Source organism: Streptomyces purpurascens (genome assembly GCF_045040895.1).
Classification (GTDB): domain Bacteria; phylum Actinomycetota; class Actinomycetes; order Streptomycetales; family Streptomycetaceae; genus Streptomyces; species Streptomyces purpurascens.
In genome coordinates, this window is sequence record NZ_CP108341.1 from 1932729 (window position 1) to 1955807 (window position 23079).

General features: G+C 72.2%; 20 protein-coding genes. 8 read left to right on the forward strand and 12 right to left on the reverse strand.

Going from position 1 to position 23079, the window contains the following annotated elements:
* Positions 1-15 precede the first annotated feature (15 nt).
* Positions 16-1680: a class I adenylate-forming enzyme family protein gene (locus OHU35_RS08820; protein ID WP_189726624.1), complete on the reverse strand. Its 1665-nt coding sequence runs from the start codon at positions 1678-1680 to the stop codon at positions 16-18.
* Positions 1677-2450 (reverse strand): SDR family oxidoreductase, encoded by a 774-nt coding sequence (locus OHU35_RS08825; RefSeq protein WP_405505120.1) that lies wholly within the window; start codon positions 2448-2450, stop codon positions 1677-1679. The genes OHU35_RS08820 and OHU35_RS08825 overlap by 4 nt, the downstream gene beginning before the upstream one ends.
* Positions 2451-2670: 220 nt before the next feature.
* Between OHU35_RS08825 and OHU35_RS08830 the strand changes: the two genes are divergently transcribed.
* Positions 2671-3906: a DUF1343 domain-containing protein gene (locus OHU35_RS08830; RefSeq protein ID WP_359896587.1), complete on the forward strand. Its 1236-nt coding sequence runs from the start codon at positions 2671-2673 to the stop codon at positions 3904-3906.
* Positions 3907-4077: 171 nt separating this feature from the next.
* Positions 4078-5394 (forward strand): serine-threonine protein kinase, encoded by a 1317-nt coding sequence (locus OHU35_RS08835; protein ID WP_189726627.1) that lies wholly within the window; start codon positions 4078-4080, stop codon positions 5392-5394.
* A gap of 28 nt (positions 5395-5422) precedes the next feature.
* Here OHU35_RS08835 and OHU35_RS08840 read toward each other — a convergent pair whose 3' ends face one another.
* Complete coding sequence (locus OHU35_RS08840; RefSeq protein WP_405505121.1) at positions 5423-8221, reverse strand: penicillin acylase family protein; 2799 nt, start codon at positions 8219-8221, stop codon at positions 5423-5425.
* A gap of 264 nt (positions 8222-8485) precedes the next feature.
* Here OHU35_RS08840 and OHU35_RS08845 point away from each other — a divergent pair, with 264 nt between their 5' ends.
* Positions 8486-9091, forward strand: a complete 606-nt coding sequence (locus OHU35_RS08845) for a hypothetical protein (protein WP_184597526.1) — start codon at positions 8486-8488, stop codon at positions 9089-9091.
* 93 nt (positions 9092-9184) lie between these two features.
* Positions 9185-9922 (forward strand): 3-keto-5-aminohexanoate cleavage protein, encoded by a 738-nt coding sequence (locus OHU35_RS08850; protein ID WP_189726629.1) that lies wholly within the window; start codon positions 9185-9187, stop codon positions 9920-9922.
* 240 nt (positions 9923-10162) lie between these two features.
* On the opposite strand, the gene soxR is transcribed toward OHU35_RS08850, so the two are convergent.
* Positions 10163-10627 (reverse strand): redox-sensitive transcriptional activator SoxR, encoded by a 465-nt coding sequence (gene soxR / locus OHU35_RS08855; RefSeq protein ID WP_189726630.1) that lies wholly within the window; start codon positions 10625-10627, stop codon positions 10163-10165.
* Positions 10628-10728: 101 nt separating this feature from the next.
* On the opposite strand from soxR, the gene OHU35_RS08860 reads away from it, so the two are divergent.
* Positions 10729-11190 (forward strand): MaoC family dehydratase, encoded by a 462-nt coding sequence (locus OHU35_RS08860; RefSeq protein ID WP_189726631.1) that lies wholly within the window; start codon positions 10729-10731, stop codon positions 11188-11190.
* Here the strand turns inward: OHU35_RS08860 and OHU35_RS08865 are convergent.
* From OHU35_RS08865 to OHU35_RS08875, 3 genes are all read right to left on the reverse strand, one after another.
* Positions 11181-11825: a TetR/AcrR family transcriptional regulator gene (locus tag OHU35_RS08865; protein ID WP_189726632.1), complete on the reverse strand. Its 645-nt coding sequence runs from the start codon at positions 11823-11825 to the stop codon at positions 11181-11183. The genes OHU35_RS08860 and OHU35_RS08865 overlap by 10 nt on opposite strands.
* Before the next feature lie 71 nt (positions 11826-11896).
* The gene (locus OHU35_RS08870) at positions 11897-12148 is read right to left on the reverse strand and encodes a YiaA/YiaB family inner membrane protein (RefSeq protein WP_189726633.1); all 252 of its coding nucleotides are present in this window, start codon (positions 12146-12148) and stop codon (positions 11897-11899) included.
* A 59-nt stretch (positions 12149-12207) separates the two neighbouring features.
* Entirely contained in the window at positions 12208-13359 is a 1152-nt protein-coding gene (locus tag OHU35_RS08875) for an acyl-CoA dehydrogenase family protein (protein WP_405505122.1), read from the reverse strand.
* Between the two features lie 93 nt (positions 13360-13452).
* Between OHU35_RS08875 and OHU35_RS08880 the strand changes: the two genes are divergently transcribed.
* The 3 genes from OHU35_RS08880 to OHU35_RS08890 all read left to right on the forward strand — a co-directional run bounded on the left by OHU35_RS08880 (position 13453) and on the right by OHU35_RS08890 (position 15926).
* Positions 13453-14094, forward strand: a complete 642-nt coding sequence (locus tag OHU35_RS08880) for a TetR/AcrR family transcriptional regulator (protein ID WP_189726635.1) — start codon at positions 13453-13455, stop codon at positions 14092-14094.
* Between the two features lie 46 nt (positions 14095-14140).
* On the forward strand, positions 14141-14851 hold the full coding sequence (locus tag OHU35_RS08885; RefSeq protein ID WP_405505123.1) for an ArsR/SmtB family transcription factor: 711 nt from the start codon (positions 14141-14143) through the stop codon (positions 14849-14851).
* Positions 14852-14960: 109 nt separating this feature from the next.
* Positions 14961-15926 carry a DMT family transporter gene (locus OHU35_RS08890; RefSeq protein WP_405509196.1) on the forward strand — a complete coding sequence of 322 codons (966 nt, stop codon included), beginning with the start codon at positions 14961-14963 and terminating at the stop codon, positions 15924-15926.
* Here OHU35_RS08890 and OHU35_RS08895 read toward each other — a convergent pair.
* From OHU35_RS08895 to OHU35_RS08915, 5 genes are all read right to left on the reverse strand, one after another.
* Positions 15915-17276 carry an MFS transporter gene (locus tag OHU35_RS08895; RefSeq protein WP_405505124.1) on the reverse strand — a complete coding sequence of 454 codons (1362 nt, stop codon included), beginning with the start codon at positions 17274-17276 and terminating at the stop codon, positions 15915-15917. The two genes, OHU35_RS08890 and OHU35_RS08895, sit on opposite strands and share 12 nt — an antisense overlap.
* A 190-nt stretch (positions 17277-17466) precedes the next feature.
* On the reverse strand, positions 17467-18549 hold the full coding sequence (locus tag OHU35_RS08900) for a Zn-dependent alcohol dehydrogenase (RefSeq protein ID WP_359897330.1): 1083 nt from the start codon (positions 18547-18549) through the stop codon (positions 17467-17469).
* Between the two features lie 22 nt (positions 18550-18571).
* Positions 18572-19960 carry an aldehyde dehydrogenase family protein gene (locus OHU35_RS08905; protein ID WP_189726639.1) on the reverse strand — a complete coding sequence of 463 codons (1389 nt, stop codon included), beginning with the start codon at positions 19958-19960 and terminating at the stop codon, positions 18572-18574.
* Between the two features lie 97 nt (positions 19961-20057).
* Positions 20058-21392: an ABC transporter ATP-binding protein gene (locus OHU35_RS08910; protein ID WP_189726640.1), complete on the reverse strand. Its 1335-nt coding sequence runs from the start codon at positions 21390-21392 to the stop codon at positions 20058-20060.
* A 182-nt stretch (positions 21393-21574) separates the two neighbouring features.
* Positions 21575-22378: a class F sortase gene (locus OHU35_RS08915; protein WP_308400982.1), complete on the reverse strand. Its 804-nt coding sequence runs from the start codon at positions 22376-22378 to the stop codon at positions 21575-21577.
* Positions 22379-23079: the final 701 nt, after the last annotated feature.

Below are 23079 nucleotides of genomic sequence, written 5' to 3' on the forward strand. Positions count from 1 at the left end.
CTTTCCGTACTGCTGTCAGTTGTCTTGCGTACGGGAACGAAGTTCCCGACGGAGGATCTTCCCACTGGCCGTCTTCGGCAAGTCGGGCAGGATCTCCACCTGGCGCGGGTATTTGTAGGCGGCCAGTCTCTCCTTGCAGTAGGCGGCGAGTGCATCCGGGTCCGTCTCGGCGTCCGGACGCAGGCTGATGTACGCCTTGACGGTCTCCCCGCGATAGCCGTCGGGCACCCCGACGACGGCGGCCTCGCGCACCGCCGGGTGCGTGTAGAGCACGTCCTCGACCTCGCGCGGCCACACCTTGAAACCGGACGCGTTGATCATGTCCTTCTTGCGGTCCACGACGTACAGCCAGCCCTGCTCGTCCATGAAGCCGATGTCGCCGGTGCGCAGTTCGGCGCCGGGGAAGGTCTCGGCGGTGGCGTCGGCGCGCCGCCAGTAGCCGGGCACGACCTGCGGGCCGCGTACGGCGATCTCGCCCTGCTCGCCGAAGGGCACCTCGTCGCCGTTGTCGTCGACGATCCGTACGACCGTGTCGGGGCCGGGCAGGCCCACGGCGAGCGTCCCGGAGGCCGGATCGACGGGCGCTTCCAGACCGGGCGGCACGGAGGCGCAGGGCGCGGTGCACTCGGTCAGCCCGTAGCCGTTGCGGATGTACGGCCCGAAGCCCGACCGGAACTTCTCCACCAGCGCGGGCGGCAGCGGGGCGCCGCCGGAGGAGATCACCCGGAAGGAGGAGAAGTGGTCACGGGTGGCGGAGGGGTGGGCGGCCAGCGCCATGAAGGCCGTGGACGGGCCGACGGTGTAGTGCGGCGCGTGCTCGGCGAACGCGTCCAGCACCGTGCCCGCCTCGAAGCGGTAGGCCAGCACGAGCGTGCCCCCGCTGTTCAGACAGGCGCCGAACTGGCAGACCATGCCCGTGATGTGGAACAGGGGCGCCATCGCGAAGTACACCGGCCGCTCGGGCAGCCCCAGGCCGGTCCGCTGCCGCTCGGCGTTGTACATGATGTTGCCGTGCGTGTTGGTGGCGCCCTTGGGTGTGCCGCTCGTGCCGGAGGTGTAGCTGATCAGCGCGATGTCGGAGGGCCCGGGCGTACGGTCCGCCGGTGCCTTGTTCCCGGCTCGCGCCACCGTCACCAGGTCGTCGGCGTCCGGGGCCTGCGGCAGCCGCTCGAAGGTCAGCACGCGCGCGTCGTCACGCGTCTGGAAGTCCCGCTCGCATCCGGTGAGAGCGATCCGCACGGGCGAGTCGGCGGCCGTCTCGCGCAGATACGACTCCCACGCCCGGTCCGAGCAGATCAGCGCGGCGACCTCGCCGTCCCGCAGGACGTGGGCCACCTCGCCCGACTTGTACATCGGGTTGACCGGCACGACCACCGCGCCCGCCTTCCAGGCGCCGAGCACGGCGAGCACGAAGTGCGGGGAGTTCTGGAGCAGCACCGCGACCCGGTCGCCGCGCTCCAGGCCGCGTGCCGCGAGGTGCCCGGCGACGGAGTCGCTGAGCTCGTCGACCTCCCGGTAGGTCAGCCGGCCGTCGAAGTAGGCCAGGAAGTCGCTGTCCGGCGTCTCGGCCACCACCCGTCGCAAGGCGTGCACGAGGGAGCCGGCGGGGCTTATCGGGCCCTTCTGGGCCTCGCCGAGCAGGGCGAGCCAGGGTTTGGCCGCGTAACGGGACTCGGTCAACGGGTCTCCTCCCACTGCTGCTGGATACGGTTCATGCCGGTCAGCCACCGGTCGGGATCACCGGCCCGGGCCTGATAGTAGGCGGCGACCTCCGGGTGCGGCAGGATCAGGAACCGGTCCTCCTCGATGCCCTTGAGCAGGGCGTCCGCGACGGCCTCCGGCTCGATCGCGGTCGGCTGCAGCACCAGGTCGCCCGCGCTGCCGGTGGCGGCGAGCATGTCGGTGCGGACGCCCTGCGGGCAGATGGCGTGGACCTTCACGCCCCGGTGCCGGTACGTCAGCGACAGCCACTCGGCGAAGGCGAGGGCGCCGTGCTTGGTGACGGCGTAGGGCGCGGCGCCGATCATGGTGAGCAGCCCGGCGGCGGACACGGTGGAGACGAACCGGCCGCTGCCGCGCTCGAGCCAGGCGGGCAGCAGTTCCCCGGCGGCCCGGACATGGGCCATGACGTTCACGTCCCAGGACGTCGCCCACGCCTTCTCGTCCAGCGCCTGACCGGAATCGACGCCGTCGAAGGCGACACCGGCGTTGGCGCAGTACACATCGACGGTCCCGCCGAGCGCGTCCCGGGCGTCCCCGACGACCTCCGAGGCATCACCGGGCACGGCGATCCCTCCGACCTCGTCCGCGACGTGCTTGGCCCGCTCGGCGTCCAGGTCATTGACGACGACCCGGGCCCCCTCGGCGGCAAAGCGCCGGGCGAGCGCGGCTCCGATCCCGCCACCGGCCCCCGTGACAACGACTCCAGCCCCTTGAAAGGCTCCCACCATCGGTCTCCTTAGACGCGGCTCAGCAATGGCGCCAGACTAACCGGTCGGTATGTACCACGGAAGGGGTGTCGGCAACGCCCCTTGAGGGGCGCGGGGCTGTACCCATATGCGGCTCCGCCGCGTGGGCGCGACAAGCCACAGGCGGGCCGCGGCCTCCCCACGGGCCGCGGAAGCGCATACCGTGCCCATGCCGACCGTCCCCGCTCAAGGAGGTCACCGCATGCGCCCTTCCAGACGAGCCGTACTCACCACCGCCACGGCGGCAGCCGTATCAGCCACCTCCACCGCGGCCGCCGCCCCGCGCCGCGGGCACCTGCGCACCGGCTTCGAACGACTCGCCCACGACGGCTACTCCCTGCTCGACGGCCAAAAGGTCGGCATCGTCACCAACCCCACCGGCATCACCCGCGACGCCCGCCACATCGTCGACGTCATGCACGAGGACGACCGCGTCGACCTCACCGCCGTCTTCGGCCCCGAGCACGGTTTCCGGGGCACCGCCCAGGCCGGCGGCTCCGAGGGCCGCTACGACGACCCGGCGACCGGCCTGCCCGTCTACGACACGTACCTCAAGAGCGGCCGCCCCCTCGCCGACATCTTCACCGCGTCCGGCGTGGACACGGTCGTCTTCGACATCCAGGACGTCGGCGCCCGCTTCTACACGTACATCTGGACCCTGTACGACTGCATGGAGGCCGCACAGCTCGCCGGCAAGCGGTTCGTGGTGCTGGACCGGCCAAACCCGGTGACGGGGCGGGCGGCGCTGGGGCCCGTGCTGCACAAGGAGTTCGCCACGTTCGTCGGGCGGCAGCCCGTCTCCCAGGCCCACGGGATGACCGTCGCGGAGCTGGCGCGGCTGTTCAACGGCGAGTTCCTGACCGCCCCCGTGCCGCTGGAGACCGTGACGATGTCGGGCTGGAAGCGCTCGGAGTTCTACGACGCCTCCGGCCTGCCCTGGGTGCCGCCGAGCCCGAACATGCCGACGCCGGAGACGGCCCTGGTGTACTCGGGGACATGCCTGTTCGAGGGCACGAACCTGTCGGAGGGGCGTGGCACGACCCGGCCGTTCGAGCTGCTGGGCGCGGAGGGCATCGACCGGCGCTGGGCGGGCAGGGCGAACGAACTCGGGCTGGCCGGCGTGCGGTTCAGGGAGGCGTACTTCGCGCCCACGTTCTCGAAGTTCCAAGGCAAGACGATCGGCGGCGTACAGGTCCATGTGCACGACCGGGCCGCGTTCGACCCCGTGCGCACGGGAATCGCCCTGCTCGTGACCGCCAAGCAGGTCTGGAGCGGGTTCGCCTGGCGACCCGACCACTGGATCGACAAGCTCACCGGCTCCACGCGCGTGCGCACGATGATCGACGCGGGCGCGGACACCGACGAGGTCGTGGCGGGGTGGCAGAGCGAACTTGCGGCGTTCCGGCGGACGCGGCGGGAGTACCTCGTCTACCGCTGAGCGAGGCATACCGCTCCCCGATGCGCCCGTGACGTATGGCCAAGCCGCCCCGTTGGCAGGACGATGCGCCCAGATCGTGGCGTCACCCGGGGGCTGGGCCGTGTCCGCAAAGTCCCGCCTGCCCCGCGGCCGGACGCCGGGACCTTGCGGACACGACCTAGGGGGCCTGTCATGGCGGATCCGGCGATGAGTGTGACTCCCTACTGGGAGCTGACCTTCGACGCGGACGGGGACCCGGCGGGCCGCCAGCGGGACCGGTTGCTCGCCGGGGTGAGCGAACGGAAGGTGCGCGACCTGATCGTCTTCGCGCACGGCTGGAACAACGACCGCTCGGGGGCGACCCGGCTCTACGACCGTTTCCTCGCGCCCGTCCCGCGGCTGGCCCCGGCGGCCCGGGTCGGGTACGTCGGGGTGCTGTGGCCGGCGATGCGCTTCTGCGACGAACCGATCCCGGACCTGCCACGGGCCGTGACGGCCGAGGCCCCCAGGCGTCCCGTGCTCGACAAGGACACGCGGCACGCGCTGCTGGAGACCTTCCCGGGCCGGGCGATCCTGGTCGACCAGATCGCGCGGCTGCTGGAGCAGCAGCCGCCGGAGGAGGCCGAGCTGGAGGAGTTCGGGCGGCTGGTGCGGCTGCTGGTCGAGGTGGTGGCGCCCGGGCCGCAGGAGCTGTTCGCGGCGGACACGGTGGCGGAGGGCGTGCCGCAGAGCGAGCCGGAGATGTTCACCGGATCCTCGGCGGCGGCCTGCGAGGAGTTCGCGCGGGCGCTCGCGGAACTCGAAGCGTCCGGCACACGGCGGGACTTCAGGCTCCCGAACCCCTGGGACGGTGCGCACGAACTGCTGCGGCAGGCGACGTACTACGCGATGAAGCGGCGCGCGGGAACCGTCGGCGAGCGCGGTCTCGGCAGGGTCGTCGGGCAGCTCGCGGCGGCGGCGCCGGGCGTGCGCGTGCACCTCGTGGGGCACAGCTTCGGCGCACGGCTGGTGTCGTTCGCGCTGCGCGGACTGCCCGAGGGGGTGCGCACGGTGAAGTCCGTGACGCTGCTCCAAGGGGCGTTCTCGCACTACGCGTTCGCGGCCCGGCTGCCGCACGACGCCCGCGCCGGAGGGGTGCTTCAAGGGCAGCAGAACCGAGTCGACGGTCCTGTGGTGTGCTGCCACTCCCGGCACGACACGGCCCTCGGCACGATCTATCCGCTGGCGTCGCGGATGGCGGGCGACAGCCGCTCGGTGGCCGGTCTCGACCTGAGCCGGGCCCTGGGCGAGAAATGGGGCGCGATGGGCTGCGCCGGGGTGCGGGCGGTGCCGGGCACGCGCGCGTACACCCTCGCCAAGGCCCTGACGGCGAAACTGCCCGCCTCGGGGTGCGTGAACGTCGACGTGGCGGCGGTGGTCAGACGCGGCGGGCCGCCGGCCGGGGCGCACAGCGACATCCTGCAGGAGGAGCTGGCCCGGCTGGTGCTGGCGGCGGGCCGCGTGCGCTGACCCGCCGCCGGCTCTCAGGTCCCCTGGGTCACCGGTGCGAGGTGAACTCCACGACCTGCTGGTAGGTCGGCCGGTTCTGCCAGCTGATCTTCCCGTGCTTGATGCCGCCGAGCGTGCGGTGGATGACCGAGTCGGCGCACCACTGGTCGCCCGCCGAGCACTGGTCGTCACCTGGGTAGACCTGGGCGGCGGTCTTGCCGGCCGCCTCCTTCAGGGTGCTGACGAGGGTGTCACGGCAGGCGCCGAGGCTGCCGTCGCCGCAGTACTTCCTGGCGAGCGGTCCCTGCACCTGCTCGCCGAGCACGGCCCGGATGTCCTTGTCGACATAGCTCCACCAGCCGTACTGGAAGGAGCTTCCGGCGTGCGAGCCGGTCGGGCCGTGGGCGGCCGACGGGGACTCGTCGACGGGGAGGTTCGCGGTCATGGCCGTATAGAGCTCGCTGCCGAGGCCAGGTTCGAACTCGGCCTTGACCAGCAGTGGCCACCAGGCGTCCAGGATGCGGACCGCGTCGGCGTCGGCGTACTTCTTGGAGCCGGCCGAGGTCTCCGTGCGCTTGCCGCCGGCCGCGACCCAGGCCTGGAGCTTGCCGACGGCGGCGGCGGTGGCGGGGTCGGTGACCGGTGAACTCGTGACGACCTTCAGCAGCTTGGGCAGGACGTCCTCCGCCCGCAGATCGGCCGTTGCCGCGTCGGCCATGGCCTTCACCAGCGAGGCCCGGGTCACCCCGCCCTGCTGGACCAGCTTCTTCACCCGGTCCTCCAGGAGGTTGCCGCGGTGCACGGACCCGTTGCCCCAGGGCGCGGTCGTGTAGTCCTTGGCCTGCTTGTTGTTCCAGGAGATGTAGTAGTCCTGGTCGATCGAGTTCGGGTGGGCGGAGGCCGTGGTGTAGTCGGCCGTGTTGGCCGCCGGGTCCCAGCCCCGCCACTCGTACGCCGGCCGCGCCCACACCGGGAACTCGGCGTCGACGCCGTTCGCGCGCACCGGGTTGTCGCCGCTGTTGTAGTACGCGGTGTGCTCGGAGTCGGCGTAGAACCAGTTGAACGTGTAGTTGATGTGCTGCACGGCCTTCTGGAAGGACTCCGGGCCCTTGACGTGGTCGGGGTCGTTCAGCATCTGGAAGCCGATGATGGAGTCGGCCTCGTGCATGAAGGACGAGCGCAGGGTGGTGTAGGCGACCTTCTTGCCGCCGACCGTCGCGCGGTACTCGACGGGGCCGTACTTCGTGCGCCAGACGCGCATCGTGTACGAGCCGGCCGCGGTGCCGTCGGCGGTGGTCGGCTTCCAGGCGTTCTTCTGCTCGATCTTCTCCATCGGCGTGCAGGTGCCGCGGTACAGGTAGTGGTAGTCGTCCTGGCACAGCTCGACGGCGTAGGTGTCGATGATGTCCTGGCCGGAGGTCGTGGCGCTCCACGCGTAGTCCTGGCCGCGGCCGAGTTCGACGTACATGCTCAGGCCCGCGAAGGAGGCGCCGCGGGCGCTGATGCCCGGGCCCTGGATCTCCTGGAGCAGCAGCAACTGGGGGGCGAAGTAGCCGGTCTGGGGGCCGAACACGGCGACGGGGTGGCCGCTGGCGGTGTGCTCGCCGCCGACCACGAGGGCGTTGGACATGCCGCGCTTGGCGGACGACAGGGCCGTCTTGGCCGCCTCGCCGGACGCGCCGGTGGCGCCGGCCGTCGCGGCGCTGCCGGTGCGGTCGTACACGAGCGGCTCCGGCTCCACGGAACCGGCGTCGGGCAGGGCCGTGCCCTGCGGGTCGTCGGGCTTGCTCGCGTACGGGAAGCTGCCGTCGTGGACGGTGAGGACGGCTTCCGGGTCGTTGCGCTCGCGGAAGGACTCCCAGACCTTGGTGCCCTCCACCACGCCGTACTTCTCCTGGGCGGCGAGCAGCGAGAGCGCGTTGTTGACCTCGCCGCCCCCGCCGGAACCGAACAGCGCGCCGATGACCGAGCCCAGCGCGACGAGGTCGGTGATCTTGAAGTGCTCGATCGTCCCGGCGTTGGTGACGGAGTCCTTGTGGCCGGTGAGGACGTACTCGCCGGGGAAGTAGCGGCCGCTGTCGGAGGCGTCGATGTAGGAGTTGATGCCGTCGAGATAGGCCGTGGCGTCGGCGAGGGCCTGCTTGCCGCGCTCGCCGTTGGTGGCGACGGCGTTGTCGATCTGCGCCTGCAGATCGGCCTCGGTGTACGGGGCGTGCCGCCAGAACTGCTGTTCCAGGCCCTGGTTGGAGGGCGCGCCGCCGGCGAAGGAGGTCAGCTGACCGCGCCCGACGTGCCGGAAGACGTCCATGAGCCACAGCCGGTCCTGGGCGGCCGCGTAGCCGGCCCCGAACTCGGTGCCGTACCGCGTGGTGCCGGTGATGTGCGGCACGCCCGTCTTCTTGTCACGGACGATCGTGACGTCGCCGCGCCCGGCGGGCTTGACGGTGGAGGCGACCTGATCCGCCGGGACCCCGAAGGACGCGTCGTTGAAGAAGTTGCTGATCTTGTCGTTGGTGAGGCCGGTGTAGCCCTTGGCGAGGTTCGCGTAGGGCCCGAGCTGGTCCTCGGCGTGCTCGGGCTGGGTGCCGAAGGCCTGGTTGAGGAGGATCTGGGCGAGGGTGGCGTTGCCGTTCTGGCCGGGCGGGAGAATGTCCGAACACTGGTTGCCGCAGTGGTCGTTCGCCACGGCCGCGGCCTGCGCGGCCGGCGTTTCCGCGGCGGCCGCCGGGGCAAGCGGCGACAAAAGTCCTGCGATCAGGGCGCATACCGAAGCGGTCTTCAGGAACCCGGGGATTCCCCGGGGAGTTCTCATTCCGTCGAGAACGGTGCGTGGGGTACGCCGTGGCATGTGGGGGGCTCCTCCCGAGGGGGTGGCCGGATGTTACCGCCGGTATCCCCGGGTTTGAAGATGAACAAGCGTCACTTCTTGGAGTCAGCACAACAGGCACACGGACCACGGCAGTCGACTCGCGAGCCTCTTAGGACGGCTTATGGAGGGCATTTGAAATCGGATGGAGCCGATTCGCTTGTCGATACGTCTATTCGGCGACGTCCGTACGACGACGCCGAAGTGACCGGATTACAGGTGCAGGTGTGACGGAGGTGCAGGACGATGGCCGGTTTCCGGAGTCTGGCGAGACAGGTCCGCGATCCGCGGTGCGATCTGGCATTGCGGCGCTATTCGCTGCGCAAGTGCCTTGAGAGGTTCGCCCCTTACGGGCACAGGGCGACCTGGGACCATTTGTGCTCCCGGGCAGGGTTCGGTCCCGAGGACCGGTCCCCCGATCCAGTGCGGCTCGTGGCCGCACTGGACGAACTGGAAGAGGCGCGGGCGGTCTGGCTGGCCTACGAGGTCGAGTTCGCCGAGCGCCGCAAGAAGGAGAAGCACGACGGACTGCGCCGGCCGGGCAGCGTGGACGACTGGCACCGGCTGACCTGGGGCGGATTCGGCGTGGCGTGGTGCGACGATCCGGCGGTCCATCCCCGTGAACCGCTGGCCGAGGTGCTGCGCCGGCTGATCGCCGCGCTGGAGCGCGAACCGGGCTCGGCGTGCCCGGTGTGCGGCGGGGAGCAACTCGCCTGGAAGTACGACCTGGACCACGAACCATCGGCGGGTCCGGTCTGCACGGACTGCGGAATCCTGGTACCGCGTCCCGTGCTCACGCCCGAGTCCCTGGCGTACGCCAGGCGGGCGAGGCCACTGTTGATGTCGGCCTGACGAACGCGGGTGCGCGGGGGGTGCGCCGGGGATGCCGTACCCCCACTGTCGTTGCCGGGACCGACTGTCAGTGGTGACTGGCACCATCGGGACATGGTGCAGGTGTGTCTGAACGGAGCGCGGACAGCGGCGGACGGTGCGGCGGTACCGCTGTCGCCCGAGGCGATGGCCGAGTCGGCGGCGGAGGCCGTCGCGGCCGGGGCGACGGACATCCATGTCCACCCCAAGACGCCGTGCGGGCGGGACACGGTGTCGCCGCGGGTGCTGGCGGTGACGCTGGAGGCGATTCGGGCGCGGGTGTCGGTGCCGGTCGGGGTGACGACGGGGGCGTGGGCGGAGCCGGATCCCGCCGCCAGGCTGGAGCGCGTCCGCGGCTGGAGCGTGCTGCCCGACCATGCGTCGGTCAACTGGCATGAGCCGGGGGCGGAGGAGGTGGCCGCCGCGCTCGTCGAGCTCGGGGTGGGGGTGGAGGCGGGCATCTGGTCGGGGACGGACGGGGCGGAGCGGTTCGCCAGGTCTTCGCTGGGGCCGAGGGTTTTGCGGGTGCTGGCGGAGGTGACGGACACGGATGCGGAGAGTGCCGTTGCCTCTGCGCGCGCGTTGCTGTCCGAGATCGGTGCTGCCCATGGTCGTCCTGTGCTGCTGCACGGAGAGGACGGGGGTGCTTGGCCTGTGCTGCGGCTTGCGGGGCGGTTGGGAGTGGCTACGCGGATCGGGCTGGAGGATGTGCTGGTGCTGCCGGACGGGAGGCGGGCCGGGTCCAATGCGGAGTTGGTGGTGGCGGGGTTGGGTGAGTACGCGCTCGGTCAGGCGGCAGGTACGCGGCGTTGATGCTGGGGCCGGGTGGGTCCGCAGCCCGGCGGAACGGGGTGCCGCTGCGCCCACCCGTGCCGCCCCTAGCGGCACGCATGCCCGCAGCTGGGGGACTACGCAAGGGGACGTGTCGGGGGGTGTCCGCCCGCAGCTGGTTGGCGCGTCAACGAACAGTCAGTCGGCGTCCAACCCCATCGCGCCGTTCCGAGGACGGACACCCCCCGACACGGCCCCGACCCACCACCACCGCGCAGACGGCTACGCGCGCCCCTTGTCCACCATCAGGCGGGAGCCCGTGCGGCGTTCGCCGAAGGCGTCGTCCGGGTTGGAGAGGACGCACCCTTCGAGGGAGAGGCAGCCGCAGCCGATGCAGTCGGTGAGGTGGTCGCGCAGACGGTTCAGCTGCTTGATGCGTTCGTCCAGTTCGGAGCGCCAGGCTTCCGAGAGGTGCGCCCAGTCCTCCTTCGTCGGCGTCCGCTCCTCGGGGAGTTCCGCCAGCGCCTCGCGAATCGTCGCCAGCGGGATGCCGACCCGCTGCGCGGCCCTGATGAAGGCGACCCGGCGGAGCGTGTCACGTGAGTAGCGGCGCTGGTTGCCCGAGGTCCGGCGGCTGCCGATCAGGCCCTTGGACTCGTAGAAGTGCAGCGCGGAGACGGCCGCACCGCTCCGCGCGGCGACCTGGCCGACCGTGAGCTCATGGATCTTCTCTGGAATCTGGGGCACCCATCGAACCCTACCCAGTCCGTTGACACGACCCCCCGCGGCCGACCATGCTAAGCAGTCGCTTAGAGAAACAGCATCCCTGACATGCGAGAGGCCGGGACATGGCACAGCCGAGGATCTTCACGTCCGTCGACGACCTGAAGTCGGCGGTGGGCGAGCAGCTGGGGTACACCGACTGGCTCGACATCGACCAGAAGCGGATCGACCTCTTCGCGGACGCCACCGGCGACCACCAGTGGATCCACATCGACCCCGAGAAGGCCGCCGCGGGCCCCTTCGGCACGACCATCGCGCACGGCTATCTGACCCTGTCGCTGCTCCCCCTCTTCGGGCCGCAGCTGATCGCCGTCGAGGGCGTGAAGATGGGCGTCAACTACGGGACGAACAAGGTGCGTTTCCCCGCGCCCGTCCCGGTCGGTTCCCGGCTGCGCGCGACCGCCACGATCACCGGCGTCGAGGACGTGACCGGCGGTGTCCAGGTCACCGTCGCCTTCACCCTGGAACGCGAGGGCGGCGACAAGCCCGTCTGCGTCGCCGAGTCCGTGGCCCGCTACTACTTCTGAGCCGGCGCCGGCTCCCCGGCTCCGACCATCCGCAGCACGAGGTCGGCGTACAGCGCGCCGACCTCGTCCGGTGTCCACGGCCCGTCGACGTTGAACCAGCGGGCCACGTCGATGCAGAGGGAGAGCACCGCGAGGGTGGTCCCCTTGACGTCGAGCACGTCGAACTCGCCCGACGCCACGCCGTCCACGATGACCCCGTGCACCTCGTCGTCGCACTGCCGGCGCAGCGCGAGGATCTCGGCCCGGGCGTCGGGCCCGAGCGAGTCCAGCTCGTACTGGACGACCCGGGCCGTGGTGCGCCCGCCGGCGTGCCAGCGGACGAAGGAGCTGACCGCGTCGGCCAGGCGCTCACGGGCACTGCCCTCGCGCCGGGACGCCGTCCGCAGGATCTCCAGGGCCTTCGTGTGCCCGATCCTGCTGATGCGGTGCAGCAGCTCTTCCTTGGTCTTGTAGTGGATGTAGAGCGCCGCCGGGCTCATCCCGGCGCGACCCGCGATGTCACGGGTCGTCGTGGCGTGGTACCCGCGCTCGGCGAAGGCCTCCACCGCGGCGATCAGCAGCCGCCGCGCCGCGTCGGGCGTGACCTCGCCCCACGCCTGCGCCTCGCCGCCGGCCGTCTCCTCCGCCGTACCCATCACGTGCCCCTCTCCACTGGCAGGGGCACCACCATACCGCCGAAGGTGAGCGGGCGCTTAGTCGCGGCCGTTCAGTGCTTCTCGAAAGGGGTGTACGCGGGCGCCGCCCCAGCCCCCTCCTGCCGGTCCCGGATCACCTTGGCCAGGGTGAAGGCGGAGGTGACCAGATACAGGACGGCCACGGCGAGGAAGCCCCGGACCCAGGCGTCGGCGCTCAGCTGGTAGATGCCGATGGCGGTGGCCGCCATGGCGACGGCGAAGGAGGCGACGGCCTGGCCGTAGAAGGCGGCCGTGTTCTGCTGCTTGCCCGGTGTGTCACTCATGGGGGCAAGCTTCGGCCGAAGTGGCCCGTGCCACATCCGCCGACGTACTCAGAAGGTACTCAGAATGCCGAAACCCCCGTCAGCGCACGCCCGATGACCAGCTTCTGGATCTGGCTGGTGCCCTCGTAGAGGGTCATCACCCGGGCGTCCCGCAGCAGCTTGCCCGCCGGGTACTCGTCGATGTAGCCGTACCCGCCGAAGACCTGGAGCGCGTTGTTCGCGGCGCGGACGGCCGCCTCCGAGGCGAACAGCTTGGCCTTGGACGACTCGACGGCGAACGACTGCCCACGGTCGATCAGATCGGCGACCCGCCACGTCAGCAGCCGGGCGGCGTCGACGTCCACGGCGATGTCGCTGATCAGCTCCTGGACCAACTGGTGCTGGGCGATGGGCTTCCCGAACTGCTCGCGCTCGCCCGCGTACCGCACCGCCGCGTCCAGCGCGGCCTGGGCTATGCCGACACAGCCCGCGGCGACCGACATCCGGCCCTTGGCGAGGGCGGACATGGCGATCGAGAAGCCCTTGCCCTCCTCCCCCAGCATCGCCGAGGCGGGCACGCGTACGTCCTCCAGCACCAGCTCGGCCGTGGCCTGGCCGCGCAGTCCCAGCTTCCCGTGGATCGTGCGGCGCGTCAGGCCGGGCGTGCCGGTGGGGACCAGGAAGGCGGAGACGCCCTTGTGGCCGGGGGCGTCCGTGGAGCGGGCGAAGAGCAGGACGACGTCGGCCCAGGTGCCGTTGGTGATGAACATCTTGGTGCCGCTGATGACGTAGTCGTCGCCGTCCCGCACCGCCCGCGTCGCGAGGTTGCCCGCGTCCGAGCCCGTGCCCGGCTCGGTCAGGCCGAAGCAGCCGACCGCCTCGCCGGACGTGAGTCCCGGCAGCCACCGGCGCTTCTGCTCCTCGCTCCCCCAGGCGGCGACGGTCTTGGCGACGAGCCCCAGCGAGACGGAGACGATGCCGCGCACGGACGAGTCGCCCCGGCCCAGTTCTTCCGTGACCAGGCAGTACGCGAGGTGGTCGCCGCCGGAACCGCCGTACTCCTCGTCGATCGTGAGACCCAGGAAGCCGACCTCGCCGAGCTTCTTCACGATCGCGCGGTCGACTTCCTCGGCGCGGTCCCAGGCGACGACGTTCGGGGTGATCTCACGCTCCACGAAGTCCCGCGCGAGCTGCCGGACCGCGGTCTGCTCCTCGCCGAGTTCCAGGTTCACCACACGTCACCCCAGGGAAAGCCGTACGTCATTGAAAGCCGTACCTTTAAATTAGCAGTGCTAGTTTCTGTGCGCAGCCCTACTATGTGCGCCATGGCCCGACCGCGCAAGCCCTTGCTCTCCACCGACCGGATCGTCGAGACGGCCCGCGCGCTCGTGGACGCGGAGGGCCTGGCGGCCGTCTCCACCCGCCGGCTGGCCGCCGAACTGGGGGTCAGCGGGCCCTCGCTCTACAACCACTTCCGCACCAAGGACGAGATCCTGGAGGCGGTCGCCGACTCGGTGAGCGGCCAGGTGGACCTGACGATGTTCGAGGACGGCCGCGACTGGCGGACCGCGCTGCACGACTGGGCCGTCTCCTACCGGGCCGCGCTGCGCGACCACCCGAACATCGTCCCGGTGCTGGCCCGCGGCCCCGGCCGCCGCCCGGCGGGGCTGCGCCTCGCGGACGCCGTCTACGGCGCGATGGTCGCCGCGGGCTGGCCGGCGGCGCAGGCCACGTCCATCGGCGCGCTGATGCGGTACTTCGTGATGGGCTCCGCGCTCGGCTCCTTCGCCGGGGGCTTCGTGGACGACGCGAGCGCCTACGACCCCGCCGACTACCCCCATCTCCAGCAGGCCCATCTCCTCGCCGAGCAGCAGGAGAAGATCGACGAGCGGGCCTTCGAGACCGGGCTGACGGCCCTGCTGGACGGGCTGGCACGGCAGTACGAGCAGGTGCGGCGGACCGCGTAGGGACACTTCGGCCGCGACCGAACGGTCCGTGTTCCATGCTGGGGCCATGACGACGAGGGATCCGCGGGCCACGGGCCTGGCACGGCTCGCCGGGCTGTTCGCGGACGAGACCCGGGCCGCGTGTCTGCTGGCGCTGCTCGACGGGCGGGCCTGGACCGCGAGCGAGCTGGCGCGGCACGCGGGTGTCGCCGCGTCGACGCTGAGCGAGCACCTGAGCAGGCTCGTCGCGGGCGGGCTGCTCGCCGAGGAGCGGCAGGGCCGGCACCGGTACGTCCGGCTGGCGGACGCGCGGGTCGCGCAACTGGTGGAGGACCTGGCCGCGCAGGTCGCGCCGGGCACGGCCGTACGGCCGCGGAGCCTGCGGGAGTCGAGCGCCGGTTCGGCGATGGCCCGGGGCCGCACCTGCTACGACCATCTCGCCGGCCGGCTCGGCATCGCGGTCACCGACGCGCTCACGGCACGCGGGCTGCTGCAGCAGGAGACCGGGTTCGCGCTCACCGACACGGGCGTGGCGTGGTTCGCGTCGGCCGGTATCGGCCTCGAACGGCGTGGCCGGCGTCCCCTGGCGCGTGCCTGTCTCGACTGGACCGAACGCCGGCCCCATCTCGCGGGCGTGGCGGGCGCGGCCCTGTGCCGGCACGCCCTGGACACGGGGTGGTGCGTGCGCATCGGCTCCGAGCGGGCCGTGAAGGTGACGGCGGCCGGTGAACAGGCCTTCCTCGAGCTGCTGGGCGTGGAGTCGGCGGCGCTGCGCTGATCCCGAAGCCTGGTCGGGCCGGCCCCGGCACAGCGCCCGAAGGGGCTCACCGCCCGGTCCGAAAACCGCGAGCGTTCGTCCCTGTGTCCCTCCTAGCCTCTGGAGCATGATGAACACCTCCCCGTCCCGTCCCGACCGCCGGGCGGAGCTGCTGGCCGCAGGTGCGGCCGCCGTCACCGTCGTGCTGTGGGCGTCCGCCTTCGTCTCGATCCGCAGCGCGGGTGACGCGTACTCGCCGGGCGCGCTGGCGCTCGGACGGCTGCTGGCCGGGGCGCTGACGCTGGGCCTGATCTGCCTGCTGCGGCGGGAGGGACGGCCGCCCCGCCCGGCCTGGCGCGGGATCGCGATATCGGGGCTGCTCTGGTTCGGCTTCTACATGGTCGCCCTCAACTGGGGCGAGCAGCAGGTCGACGCGGGGACGGCCGCCCTGGTCGTGAACACCGGGCCGATCCTGATCGCGCTGCTCGGTGCCCGGCTGCTCGGGGACCCGATGCCGCCGCGGCTGCTGGCCGGGATGGCGGTGTCGTTCGCCGGCGCGGTGACGGTGGGCCTCTCGATGTCGGGCGAGGGCGGATCCTCGGTGCTCGGGGTGGTGCTGTGCCTGCTGGCGGCGGTCGCGTACGCCGGTGGTGTCGTGGCGCAGAAGCCGGCGCTGGGCTCGGCGAGTCCCTTGCAGGTGACGACGTTCGGGTGCCTGGTCGGCGCGGTGCTGTGTCTGCCGTTCGCCGGGCAGCTCGTCCAGGAGGCCGCCGACGCGCCGGCCTCCGCGACGCTCAACATGGTGTACCTGGGCATCTTCCCGACCGCCCTCGCCTTCACGACGTGGGCGTACGCCCTGTCCCGGACGACCGCGAGCAAGATGGGCGCGACGACGTACGCGGCGCCCGCGCTGGTCGTCCTGATGTCCTGGCTGTTCCTCGGCGAGGTGCCGGGGCTGCTCACCCTGGTCGGCGGTGTGCTGTGCCTGGCGGGTGTCGCGGTGTCCCGGTCGCGGTCGCGGGCGGCGGCTCGGGCCGGGGCTCCGGGAGCGGCTCCGGAGCCCCGGCCCGAGGAGGCCGCGGACTCAGCCCGCTGACTCGGCCTCCGCCGCCGGCTCGGCCGCCGGTTCCGCCGCACGCGCGCGGTCCGCGAGGACCTTGATCGAGATCAGCGCGATCACCGAGAGCACGATGATGTAGCCGGACACGGCCATCGAGGTGCCCGTCGCCTCCAGCAGCAGCACCATGACGAAGGGTGCGAGCCCGCCGCCGGCGACGGCCGCGATCTGGTAGCCGAGGGAGGCGCCGGTGTAGCGCATCTCGGGCGTGAACAGCTCGGCGAACAGGGCGGCCTGGGGGCCGTACATGATGCTCAGGAAACAGCTGGCGACGAACGTGCCGACCGCGAGCCACAGCAGCGAGCCGGTGTCGATCAGCAGGAAGAGCGGTACGGCCCACAGCGCGATGCCGACCGCGCCGAGGGCGTAGATCCGGATGCGGCCGACGCGGTCGGAGAGCGCGGCGGCGGCCGGGATCAGCACGAGCTGGGTGAGGCTGACGCAGAGCGAGACGGTGAGCACCGCGCTCTTCTTCATGTCCAGCTCACGGGTCGTGTAGTCGAGGACGCCGGTGATCAGGATGTAGAAGGTCGCGGTGTTGACGGCGAAGGAGCCGCCGGCGAGGAGCACCGTGCCGAGGTGGCCGCGCAGGATGGTGCGCAGCGGCGAGCTCTGCTCGGTCTTCTCCTTCTCCGCGAGGGCGCGTTCGGCCTCCCGGAACGCGGGGGTCTCCTCGACGCGGGTGTGGATGTACCAGGCGAGCCCGAGGACCAGCAGACCGACCAGGAACGGCACGCGCCAGCCCCAGGCGGCGAACGCCGAGTCGGTGGTGAGGGCGCCGGCCACCAGGAAGACCGTGTTGGCGGTCACCACGCCGATGGGGACGCCGAGCTGGACGACGCTGCCGTAGACGCCTCGCTTGCCCTCCGGGGCGTACTCGGTGGCCAGGAGCATCGCGCCGCCCCACTGGGCGCCGACGGCGACGCCCTGGGCGACGCGGAGCAGGACCAGCAGGATCGGGGCGACGACGCCGATCGTGTCGTACGTCGGCAGCAGGCCGATGCCGGTGGTGGCCACGCCCATCAGTGTGAGGGCGAGGACCAGCATCGGCTTGCGGCCGCGCTTGTCCCCGAGGTGGCCGGCGACGATGCCGCCGATGGGGCGGGCGAGGAAACCGACGGCGAAGGTGGCGAACGAGGCCAGGACGCCGGCGGTGGGGCTGCCCGCGGGGAAGTAGAGATCGCCGAGGACAAGGGCGGCGGCGATGCCGAAGACGAAGTAGTCGTACCACTCGACGGCGGAGGCGAGCGCTGCCGCGGTGGCTACCCGGCGGCGGTTGCCGGCGGCCGGGGTGGTGGTGGCGGGCTGAGCGGAAGGTGCCGTGTCCATGCGGTGCACGCTCCGATGGGTGCGGGGACGGAACGGGGGGTGGCTCGGGTCCCGGGAACGTACTGACCGGACGGTATGGACGTCAACGGGTCGCGCACCAGGACTTTTACCTGTACTTGGCACCGACTGTGCGGGCGGGCACGACTGAGGCCCCGGCCTCGCGCGGAGGCCGGGGTGCGGGAGAGCCGGGCTAGAAGACGACCAGGGCCCGGCCGCCCTTGCCCGCCAGCATGTTCTCGAACGCGGCCGGGATGCCCTCCAGGGAGATCCGCTCCGTCACCAGCGCGCTCAGGTCGAGGCGGCCCGCCCGGACGTGTTCGGCGAGCACCGGGAGGTCCTCGGCCGGGTTGGAGTTGCCGTAGACGCAGCCGGCGAGGGTGCGGCCCCAGTGGAAGATCTCCAGGGCGTTGAAGGTGACCTGCTGGTCCTTGCCGCCGATGCCGACGACCGTGGTGCGGCCGCCGCGGCGGGTGGAGTCCCAGGCCGTGCGGATGGTGACCGCGCGGCCGGCGCACTCCACGGCCACGTCCACGCCCTGTTTTCCGGTGAGGGCGCGGATCTCGCGTGCGGTGTTCTCGGAGGCGATGACGTAGTCGGTGGCGCCGGCCGCCCGGGCCAGTTCCTCCTTCTCGGCGGACACGTCGACCGCGACGATCTTCGAGGCGCCCGCGATCCGGGCCGCCTGGAGGGCGGAGAGGCCCACTCCCCCGACGCCGAACACCGCGACCGTCTCGCCCGGCCGGACCTGGGCCGAGTGGTGGACGGCGCCGTAGCCGGTGAGGACGGCGCAGCCGAGGAGGGCCGCGTCGGTCAGCGGGACGCCCTCGGGCACGGGCAGGACGCAGGCGCCGGACACGACCGTCTCCTCGGCGAACGCGGCGACGTTCAGGCCGGGGTGGAGGTCGGTGCCCTCGGTGGTGCGGGCGTAGACGTCGGCGGCGCCTTTCAGGGCGTTGGCGCACAGCCAGACCTCGCCGAGCGAGCAGGCATGGCAGGCGCCGCAGGACGGAGCCCAGTTGAGGACGACCCCGTCGCCGGGTGCGACATGGGTGACGCCCTCACCGACGGCGACGACCGTGCCGGCGCCCTCGTGGCCGAGAACGGCGGGGACGGGGACGCGCATGGTCCCGTCGGACAGGGACAGGTCGGAGTGGCAGACCCCGGCGGCGGCGAGCCGGACGCGGACCTGTCCGGGTCCGGGGTCCGGCAGGTCGATGCCGGTGATCTCCAGCGGGGATCCGACGGCGGGCAGAACGGCGGCGCGGACAGCCATGGCGGAAGGGACTCCCCTGGTTCTAGAACTGGAGGGACTTGGTCTGGAGGTACTCGGCCAGGCCGTGCACGCCGAGCTCGCGGCCCACGCCCGACTGCTTGTAACCGCCGAAGGGCGCGAGGGGGTTGAACCGGCCGCCGTTGATGTCGACCTGGCCGGTCTCCATCCGGCGCGCGAAGGCCACCGCCTCGGCCTCGTCGCCGGCCCAGACGGCGCCGGCCAGGCCGTAGACCGTGCCGTTGGCGATGCGCAGGGCGTCCTCCTCGTCGTCGTAGGGGAGGATCGACAGGACCGGGCCGAAGATCTCCTCCTGGGCGATGGTCATGTCCTCGGTGACGTCGGCGAAGACGGTGGGGCTGACGAAGTAGCCCGTCTCGCGCGGGGATTCGGGGCCGCCGGCGACCAGGCGGGCGCCTTCCGCGACGCCCTTCTCGATGTAGCCGCGCACCCGCGCCCGCTGCTTGGCGTTGACGACCGGGCCGATGCGGTCGCCGTACTTTGCGGCGGCCGTCGCGGCGAGCTCCACCGCCTCGTCGTACCGGTCGCGGTGGACGAGCATGCGTGTCCAGGCGCTGCACGTCTGCCCGGAGTTGGACATGACGTTGGCGACGCCGACGTTGACCGCCTTGGCCAGGTCGGCGGTCGGGAGGATGACGTTGGCGGACTTGCCACCGAGTTCGAGGGCGACCTTCTTGATCTGCCCGGCGGCGATCGCGGCGATCTGCCGGCCGACGGCGGTGGAGCCGGTGAAGGAGACCAGGTCGACGCCGGGGTGTTCGGCGAGGGCCTGTCCGGCGATGGGGCCGAGGCCGGTGACCAGGTTGAAGACGCCTGCCGGAATCCCGGCCTCGTGCACCGCGTCGGCGAACAGGCGGGCGACCAGCGGCGTGTCCTCGGCGGGCTTCACGACGACCGTGCAGCCCGCCGCGAGGGCTGGGGCGACCTTGGCGACGATCTGGTGCAGCGGGTAGTTCCAGGGCGTGATCGCGGCCACGACACCGACCGGCTCGTGGTGCACGACCGAGTTCCCGGTCTTCTCCTCGAAGGCGTACGTCGCCGCCAGCTCGGCGTAGGAGCCCGCGACCGCGATCGGCACGCCCGCGTGGACGGCCTGCGAGAACTTCAGGGGCGAGCCGAGTTCGGCCGTGACGGTCTCGGCGATCTCGTCGGCGCGTGCCACGAGCACGTCCCGGAGGGCGGCCAGGCGCGCCGCACGCTCGGCGGGCGGGGTCGCGGCCCAGTCCGCGAGGGCGGCGCGGGCGGCCCGTACGGCGGTGTCGACGTCCTCGGCGGTGCCCGCCGGGACTGTGCCGATGACCTGCTCGTCGACCGGGTTCACGACCTCGATCACGTCCTGGCCGGCGGCCGGGCGCCAGGCGCCCCCGATGTACATGCCGTCGTGTGCCTTCATCGCGCTTCCTCCGGGGCGGGGCGGTCGTCGTCCGGCACATAAACTAGCGGCGATAGTTTTCTGGCGCCAGACGTCCCGGTCATGGGTGTGCGGCTGCTCACCTTTCCAGGTCGGGCAGGCGCGCCGGGTGCGGGCAGATGCGGTCGCCGTTCTGGTCGAAGACGAAGAGATGGGCGAGGTCGACGAGGAGCGGCACCTGCATGCCGTGGCGGAGGGCCAGGTCCGGGGTGGTGCGGACGATGAGGTCCCCGGGCAGTCGGGCTTCGGCGGTGGCGGGGGCGGCGGCCTCGGGGTGGTCCAGGGCGACCACGGGTCCGGCCCGCCCGGCTCCGGACCGCTCCCGCAGCCGGGTGAGCACCGAGCCCTCGCGGCGTCGCCGCCGGGCCGGGCGGCCGGGGCGGGGGCGCGGGGCCTCCAGGTCGGGGACGACGGCGGGGCTGGAGCCGGTGTTGAAGTGGACGAGGATCTCGTGCCCCTGGAACTCCACGTGCTCGACCAGGCCGGTGATCGGCACCTCGCCGGGGCGGGCCGAGGAGTGCTTGGCGATCCGGACGGCTTCCGAGCGCAGGCCCACGATGACCTCGCGGCCCTGCTGGACCCGCAGCAACTGGTGGTCCAGGGAGAGCGGCTCGGGCAGGCGCAGGAACTGCTTGCCCAGGCTGATGGTCATCGCGCCGTCCAGCGGGGCACGCACCAGGCCGCGCAGGAGGTTGATGCGCGGGGTGCCGATGAACGCGGCGACGAAGACGTTGCTGGGCAGCGCGTACACCACGCGCGGGCTGTCGGCCTGCTGGAGCACACCGCCGCGCAGCACGGCGACCCGGTCGCCGAGCGACATGGCCTCGGCCTGGTCGTGGGTGACGTAGACGGTGGTGACGCCCAGCTCCCCGGTGAGCTGGGATATCTCGGCGCGCAGGTGGGTGCGGAGCTTGGCGTCGAGGTTGGACAGCGGCTCGTCCATCAGGAACGCGGAGGGGTGGCGGGCGATGGCCCGGCCCATGGCGACCCGTTGGCGTTCGCCGCCGGAGAGCTGGGCGGGCAGGCGGTCCAGGAGGTCCTCGATGCCCAGCATGCGGGCGGTGGCGTCCACGCGCGGGCGGGGGTCCGTGCCGGGGTCCTCGATGCGCAGCGGGAAGCCGATGTTGGCCCGGCTCGTCATGTTCGGGTAGAGGGCGAAGTTCTGGAAGACCATCGCCATGTCCCGGCCGGACGGCGGCAGGTCGTTGGCGTACTCGCCGTCGAGCAGCAGCGCGCCCTCGTCGATCTCCTCCAGCCCGGCGATCATCCTGAGCACGGTCGACTTGCCGCAGCCGGACGGGCCGAGCAGCACGAGGAACTCGCCCGGGGTGATGTCCAGCGACAGCCGGTCCACCACGCGGGCGCCTCGCGTGTAGGCCTTGCTCACGTCGTGCAGGGAGATGGCGCGTGTCATGCGTGCCCCCGAGGGGTCTTCAGGGCGCTGGTGCTCCGCGAGTCGGAAGCCCCGTGCGGGTCGTACGGGGCTGTGGGTCACGGAAGTTAACGGAATGTGTGCGGCCGGGGGAAGACACCGGGCGGGATCGGGGGCTTCGGTCCATCTGGTGAGAAGGCGGACGGCCTGATTCGGCCAGGGCGTCAGCGGATGGCGGTGAGATGGGCGAAGACCACGACGTTCCCGGAGTAGCCCTTCCTGCGGTCGTAGGCACCGCCACAGGTGATCAGGCGCAACTCGGGGCGGCCCCGGGCGCCGTACACCTCCCGGTTCGGGAATCGCGCCTTCTCGTACGACTTGATCGCGTCGATCGTGTAGACGGCGATGCGCCCGTCGGCGCGGCGGGCCTTGACGACCCGGCCGCGCTGCAGCTCCGTCAGCCCCGCGAAGACGGCGGGACCGCGGTCCGTGTCCAGATGCCCGACGGCGACGGCGGTGCCCTGCTCGCCGGGCGAGGCGCCGTGCTGGTACCAGCCGACCAGTTTCGGGTTGTCCTCCGGGGGCGCGGTGAGACGGCGTTCGCGGTCGAGGCCCAGGGGCATGATCGGGGCGTCGACGCGGAGGTAGGGGATGAGGAGGCGGGTGGCTCGGGAGGGGGGTAGGGGGCGGGGGGTCGGGGGTTGGGCGCGGGCCGGGGCGCCGGCTGTGGGGCGCTGGGGTGGTGCGGTTCGGCTGTCGGTGCGGGGCTTGGAGGGGTGAGGGCTGGGCCCTTGGGCTGGGGCGGTAGGGGATGCGGGTGCCTGAGGCGTGCCGGTGCCAGGGCCCGTGCCGGGGGCTCGGGAGGGTCCGGGCCGGGTGGCCGGGGAGGCGGAGGAGTTGCGCGGAAGGGTGGGGGTGGCGGAGTTGCCCGGGAGGCCAGGGGGCGCGGCGGAGCGGCCGGGCCGGGCAGGGGTGGCGCCGGCGTCGTCCGAGGGAGTGGCCGGGGTGGTGCCGAAGTCGCTCGGCAGGGCGGCCGCGGCAGCTCCGGCGGAGCCGGTCGGGAGAGCCGTGACCGTTCGGCCGGCCTCGTCGCCCGGGTCCCAGCAGACACCGAGCAACAGCAGCGAGAAGGCCACCGCGATCGTCCGCGTCAGCCGGTAGGCACGCGTCCGGTACCAGGGCCTACGCGACCGCCGGGGCCACCCCGCGGGGCCGCCCCCGGACCCACTCCGTCCTCCGGACCCACCGCGGCCCCCGGCCCCACGCCGAGCCCCCGGCTCGACACGGGAACCCGTCCCGCCCCTTCGCCGACCCACCGGCATGGCGGCAGCACCAGCCCCTCGCCGGGCAGAGGAGGCGACGGATCCGGAACCAGCCCCACGCCGAGCCCCCGCAGTGGCACCGGATCCGGGCCCGGCCCCACGCCGAGACACCGAGGCGGCCGCAGCCCCACGCCGCCCCGCAGGAGCGCCATCAGAACCGGAACCAGCCCCACGCCGCCCCACAGGACCACCGTCAAAACCGAAACCAGCCCCACGCCGCCCCACCGGGACACCACCAGTACCGGTCCCACTCTCTCGCCGAACCCTCGGCTCAGCCGGGGACCCCGGCCCGCCCCCGCGCCGAGCCCCGGGGGCAGCCCCAGATCCGCCCCCACCCCGCCCCACCGAACCCGCACCACCGCCCGCCCCGGACTCGCGCCGCCCCACAGGAGCGGCGCGATACGCGG